The organism is Aquiflexum sp. (assembly GCF_041749095.1).
Classification (GTDB): domain Bacteria; phylum Bacteroidota; class Bacteroidia; order Cytophagales; family Cyclobacteriaceae; genus Aquiflexum.
The window spans coordinates 1-5,281 of record NZ_JBGTCA010000121.1 but is presented as its reverse complement, the minus strand read 5'-3'; the positions used below and the strand labels follow the sequence as shown (position 1 = coordinate 5,281).

The following is a 5,281-nucleotide window of genomic DNA, read 5'->3' as shown; positions in this document are numbered from 1 at the left end:
CGGGCATCATTTTACAAGATCTATTTTTACCCATATGTCGTCCCTAAAGGGACGAAAACACAATATCTATTCATATCGATTGCCAATTTGGGTAATCTACTTGGTATCGGTCTAAAGGAAATTGACGTTTAATTAATAGTTAGATAATAAAGGGGCAATTTGATCTGCAGTGATAACACCTGCTGGGAGTTCTGTGATTTTTAGATTTCTGAAATGGATGGGAGCTCCTTCCGATTCCAGACAGATGTATCCTTTCTTTTGACTAGACTGACTGATGCCGTTGACAAATTTTCCATTTACGGAAAGCTTGATAACACCGTCCACACAGACTACCACATAGGTATTCCATTGCCCTTTGCCCAAGCAGCGGTTTTCAATTGATTTGCTTCTCGTTCCTCTCGGATTATCGGGTACAGTAGTCACTCCCCCAACTCCAAATAATTCTCCATGTACATAGGCTATAGGTGGCAGTTCTCCATTTTTTTTGTTTTGATTCACCCAATCCAATTCCAACATCTGCACCTCTACCCCATCCGGGAGCCGGTTGTCTCCGGGAATTGCGCTGCTCCAAACGAATGTTCCTGAATTGCCGCCTGCCTCCATGTGCTTCCACTCGATGTGCATGATGAAATTTTCATATTGCTTCCCGGACCGTATTACCCCAATTGGTAAACCTTTGCAAACCAGTTCATCCCCTTCGAAATACCATGTTCCTTTTTCAGTATTTACATTGTACCATTTCAGGGGAGTTTCTACAGGTTGCATATCGCTGACCAAAGACTCCAATCCTCTAGATTTTCCAAATTCAAATAAATACTCTTGGCCTGCTACAGGAGTACAGATAAGTAAGAAAGCTGCAATGACGGCGTAAGGGAAAATAAATTTCATTTGTCTAAATTTTAAAATTCCAGGGTTTTTCAAAATAATGATCAGATTACTTTGGTCTTACCGGGAATTGCCACAGGAGGCACCGGCCATTCCAAATCCCAACGGTACTCATCCAAAGCGGGTCCAAGTACCTGATTGGAATTCATGGCCTGCTCCCAAGTGATCGTCTGACCTGAATACCCTACCATTCTGCCCAAAATGGCCAACATGGTACTGTTTGCCATTAAATCTCCTTCATTGATAGGCTTTCCGGCCCGGATTGCAGCAAACAATTCCTCATGTTGGGTTTCATAAGGATTGTTTTTTTCGCCTTCATAACCCCAGGATTCTGCACCTTTAAGCGAATGTATCTGCCTTCCTACATCTACAAGAGCATTACCGTTTTTCCCTAAGACTTCAGCCTTATTGACATTGGAACATCCCTGTTGCTGTCTGCTGAAATGGATTCCTTTGGCACCGTTTTCATATTCATATTCTATGGCAAAGTGATCATAGATATTTCCCCACTTCTCTTCAGTCCTGGATTGCCTGCCTCCGGAACCTGTCGCTTTTAGGGGAAGCTGATCACCAAATGCCCAAGACATCATATCCAGGCTATGCACCATCATTTCCACAATATAATCTCCGGAAAGCCAATCATAATAATACCAGTTTCTCAATTGATATTCCATTTCTGTCCAGGAAGGCTGTCTTTCTTTGTACCATAATCCCCCACCGTTTCTCACTGTCAATACCGACATCACCTCTCCGATTTCCCCATTATTGATTTTTTCAAACAAAGCCCTTTTCGGAAAGTCATACCTGAAAGTAAAGCCGGAAACCACATTCAATCCTTTTTCTTTAGCCAACCTTGCCGTTTCCAATACACTTCTTACCCCAGGAGCATCAACGGCCACGGGCTTTTCACAGAACACATGCTTTCCTGAATTGACGGCTGCTTTAAATTGCCCTGGTCTGAAAGCAGGAGGTGTAGTCAGAATAACCACATCAACATCAGAGTCCAGCACTCTTTGATACGCATCAAGTCCGATGAATTTTTGATCCTCAGCCACCTGAACCTGCTGGGGATTGACCTGAATGAGCGCATTGTAGGATTCTTCCAGATAGTCAGAAAATATATCGGCCATGCAGGTCAGAACAGTATTTGGATCTGCTTTTAAAGCCTGGGCTGCTGCACCTGTGCCTCTGCCTCCACATCCAATCAAACCTACTTTCAATGTATTGTCTTTCATGGCAAAACTTTGATTGATGTTGAATAAAAAAGGAAGTGATGCAGTTCCTATCAATGCTTTTCCCGAATTCTTAATAAATTCCCTACGATCTTTTTTTTCAGGATTTTCTGATGAAATATTCATGTCTAGTATTCGTTTAATGGGGGGATTTATGTAAAGTGATTACCAGTCTATGAACTGCTATTGATTTTTATTTGGGTCAACCGGTAAGCCCATCTTTTTGAAAAATGCAGCGGGTTCTTCCAGAATGATCACCGTCTCATCCAATTCCCTTCCTGTTTTTTCGTAAAGTTCTTTTCTCCCTTTCATATCATCTACCAGTTCCATGTAAGCAATCTGTCCTACCCTGACTGCCACTCTCCTTGGAACCACCACCACGCCGTCTCCATCGGCTACAATCACATCACCGGGATAGATCAGACAACCACCTACTACTACAGGTCTTTGGGCATCAATAAATTCATTACGACCGATCCTTTCACCCCTTCCTCTCTCAAAATAATTCATATAAACAGGATTCTTCTGTCTGATGACTTCATCTATATCCCTTACACCTCCTGCTGCAACAAGGCCAACTGCCCCTTTTTCCTGCCAATCCATAATGTTTTTGGATCCTGTGGAACCCGTATCATTATCATCCTTATTATCCATCACGACTACAGTCCCTGGTTTGATGTATTGCTGAAATGGTTCTGAAGATAACTGAGAGTACCACATCCCTCTCCATTTTCTATATTCTTCATAGTTTTCGGGTTTGGTCAAATCTGCACCGGGATGCATTGGTCTATTAGTAGGCCCATATCGGACTGTAACGGCAATCCCTGAAAACCTGTGACTCATGGTTTCCACATCTTTCCACAACGGAGCAATTTTGGGATCCATCACGCCCACATCCATATATCCCACCGTCACCAGGCCATCTACCACATCCGTGACACGGGCACCTTTATATAAGGCTATCAATACTTCGTCAGAAACATCCGGCTCATTTTGGGCAATAAGTTTGGTTTGGGATGATAATGCACCAGTTAGAATTAAGATCAAGAATAAGTTTTTCATAGTGATTATGGGTTTAAGGTTATTTAAATGTAATCTAATTTTCAGTCTCATGACTATGTGACCGGATATTGTATCAAACACAAATTGCTCAGGCAGCAGCATTTGCAAAAAATATATATTTTTTAATCCTTGAAATAGCAGGTGATAAATCCGGAATATTTCCGGACAATTCATGATTGATACTTACCGTTCGAATAAAGAAAGCATTTTTAACGCTAAAATCAAAAGAGGATTTTCTATCTTGGAATATCTGAACGATGTATGGTATCCACCCAAAATCCCTCCCCCCTATGAAAAGCCCAAAAGACACACGAAGAACCTTTATCAAAAAAACAATAGCAGGAACAACTGTCCTATCAATTGGAGGGATTCTACCAGGATTCAGCCCCAAAAGCTATGGAAAAATACTTGGAGCAAATGAACGCATCAAAGTATCTGTCATGGGCGTCAACAGCAGAGGCAATGCCTTGGCGCAGAACTTTGCCAAGCAGCCCAATGCCGAAGTACTGCATATCTGTGATGTCGATAGAATTGCTGCTGAAAAATGTATCGCTGCGGTCTCAAAAATCCAGGACAAACAACCCAAAGCCACTGCCGATTTCAGAAAAAGCCTGGAGGATAAGGATGTGGATGTGTTGGTGGTCGCAGCACCTGACCATTGGCATGCCCCTGCAGCCATATTGGCATGTAAAGCGGGAAAAGATGTTTATTTGGAAAAACCTTCCAGCCATAACCCCCACGAAGGAGAGATTTTGGTTCAGGCTGCATCAAAGCATAACAGAGTCATTCAAATGGGGAACCAAAGACGTTCCTGGCCAAATGTCGCTGCAGCGATCAAAGAAGTTCATGATGGGGCAATAGGAAGACCATATTATGCCAAGACCTGGTACACCAACAACAGGGGACCGATTGGCATAGGAAAGAAAGTTCCCGTACCTGATCATCTCGATTATGAACTTTGGCAGGGACCGGCACCAAGGGAAGCATACAGAGACAATATCATTCATTACAATTGGCATTGGTTCTGGAACTGGGGTACCGGTGAAGCCCTCAACAACGGGACCCACATGGTGGATTTAGCCAGATGGGGACTTGGGGTGGAATTCCCAACTAAGGTCACCTCGTCCGGTGGAAGATACCGATACCAGGATGACTGGGAAACCCCGGACACACAGATGATCAGTCTGGAATTTGACAACAACTCCCTGATCACCTGGGAAGGGAGAAGCTGCAATGGGATCAACAATGAAGGTTCGAGCGTAGGGGTCATCTTTTATGGAGAAGATGGTTCTGTCAATATTGGGGGAGGAAATGCCTATGCTATCTATGATCTGAAAAACAAATTGGTCAAAGAGGTGAAATATGACCGTACTGTGGATGCCAGAAATCTTTCCGATCCTACCCAGGATCTGGACGCCATTCATATCCAAAATATGTTTGATGCGATCAAAAAAGGAACGCCTTTGGCCGCAGAAATCAATGGCGGGCAGGCCAGCACGCTTTTGGTGCAATTGGGAAATATTGCGCAGCGCTCAGGTGAAACCCTCTACATTGATCCTAAAAATGGGCATATTATAAATAACAAAGCAGCAATTAAATACTGGAAAAGGGACTATGAACCAGGTTGGGAACCCACAGCATAAAAAATCAAAATAGTTATCCGCTTCTTTGCAAGTAACTCAATATTCTACTGCAAACAGGTCGGAAGTCCGAAGTCAGATGTACTGGACATTTCGGTTTCCTGGCGAGAATTATATTAAGTTACAATTTTACCGGCATCATTGCATACATTCATGTAAATTAATGATGATTCTTTGCAAAACAATAAATCAATGGAAAACCAACTAAACAGAAGAAAATTTATCCTGACCAGTGCAACAGCACTCACGGGAATCAGTGCCATGGGATTTCCTTCACTGGCTGGAAAAACATGGTCATCTTCTGATAGCCCACTCAAGGTAGGATTGATCGGATGTGGGAGCAGGGGAATAGGATTGGCAATGATTCTGAAGGAACTTCCTGAATATCAATTAATCGCCTGTTGCGATATTATTCCTGATACTGCAATAGCAGTCCATATGGGTAATAATGCCATGGAAGAA

General features: G+C 42.9%; 4 protein-coding genes and 1 pseudogene. 2 read left to right on the top strand and 3 right to left on the bottom strand.

Annotation, left to right across the window (positions count from 1 at the left end):
- Positions 1–132: 132 nt before the first annotated feature.
- The 3 genes from ACEW8O_RS06495 to ACEW8O_RS06485 are packed head-to-tail and all read right to left on the bottom strand — an operon-like array spanning position 133 to position 3,179.
- Positions 133–888 carry a DUF1080 domain-containing protein gene (locus ACEW8O_RS06495; protein ID WP_373493811.1) on the bottom strand — a complete coding sequence of 252 codons (756 nt, stop codon included), beginning with the start codon at positions 886–888 and terminating at the stop codon, positions 133–135.
- Positions 889–929: 41 nt separating this feature from the next.
- Positions 930–2,243: a Gfo/Idh/MocA family protein gene (locus ACEW8O_RS06490; RefSeq protein WP_373493810.1), complete on the bottom strand. Its 1,314-nt coding sequence runs from the start codon at positions 2,241–2,243 to the stop codon at positions 930–932.
- A gap of 57 nt (positions 2,244–2,300) precedes the next feature.
- Positions 2,301–3,179 carry an RraA family protein gene (locus ACEW8O_RS06485; protein ID WP_373493809.1) on the bottom strand — a complete coding sequence of 293 codons (879 nt, stop codon included), beginning with the start codon at positions 3,177–3,179 and terminating at the stop codon, positions 2,301–2,303.
- Between the two features lie 290 nt (positions 3,180–3,469).
- On the opposite strand from ACEW8O_RS06485, the gene ACEW8O_RS06480 reads away from it, so the two are divergent.
- Positions 3,470–4,822, top strand: a complete 1,353-nt coding sequence (locus ACEW8O_RS06480; RefSeq protein WP_373493808.1) for a Gfo/Idh/MocA family protein — start codon at positions 3,470–3,472, stop codon at positions 4,820–4,822.
- Between the two features lie 189 nt (positions 4,823–5,011).
- A pseudogene (locus tag ACEW8O_RS06475) lies at positions 5,012–5,281 on the top strand (hypothetical protein); the annotation flags it as partial.